General features: G+C 43.8%; 2 protein-coding genes. Both read right to left on the bottom strand.

The window, feature by feature from the left end; all coding sequences use genetic code 11:
• The coding region (locus ACWHAR_RS24850) for a CAT RNA binding domain-containing protein (RefSeq protein ID WP_452088153.1) at nucleotides 1-319 on the bottom strand (319 nt) is incomplete at its 3' end.
• A gap of 194 nt (nucleotides 320-513) precedes the next feature.
• Nucleotides 514-867, bottom strand: a 354-nt coding sequence (locus ACWHAR_RS24845) for an energy-coupling factor transporter transmembrane component T family protein (RefSeq protein ID WP_452088152.1), incomplete at its 5' end; no start/stop codon positions are given.

The following is an 867-nucleotide window of genomic DNA, read 5'->3' as shown; positions in this document are numbered from 1 at the left end:
GTTCGACGGCGAAATGAATATGGTCGGTCAGCGAGACATAAATGCTGTCATTCAGCTTTTTGCCGAGCTTTAATTTCGCATAGGAGATAATTTCTTCAGACATTTCCATAAATTCAATTGGAATTTTGTCCAACAGCGTCTTAAACCTTTCTGATACATCTTTATTATCAAGCCTGAAAATCTTCTCGATTCTCGATTCATCCACCGCTTCGCCAGGCTTTTTTTGAAAAGCGATTCCCCTGCCCATGACCACTAATTCCTGACCCTGTTCATTTAAAACACTGATCACATTGTTGTTGATCACTTTGGCAATTTTCACATCGCGCCACTCCCATCTTTTAAGGGGATTTTTTTATACTTCTTTTTTCAAATGGTACACATTGATTGTACAACCTTTTTGGCCTAGGTCAATATATTTCAGTCAACGTCCGAAATGTTTGCATTTTACAGAATGCCCGCCTGTACCCGGGTTTATAAAAAAAGAGCCGCAAGGCGGCCCTGTAAAAAACCTTCTTAAAAAGTGAGCAAAATCCCCGCTGCGACTGATGCCAGACCCGCAAAATATACGAAGTCTTTTCCGGAAAGCCCCGCTGTTTGATAGTAGGTGCGGTCTTTTGTACCGGTAAACCCTCTCGCTTCCATGGCAACGGCGATTCTTTCCGATTTGCGGATGCCTTGCGAAAACAACGGCAGCGCATAGCGAATAAACGCCTTCCAGCTGTTTTTTTGCTTATAGCCCCTGATTTTGTGCGCCGCCTTCATTTGCGAAAGCTCCGACTGAAAAAGCGGGACAAAACGGAAGCCGGCCAGCAAGCCATAAGCCCATTTAGGCGACAATCTGCATTGATGAATCAGGCTCATAATAAA

It is taken from the genome of Bacillus sp. LR--39 (genome assembly GCF_053613335.1).
The sequence above is the reverse complement of the archived record's forward strand: the minus strand, read 5'-3'. Positions and strand labels throughout refer to the sequence as shown.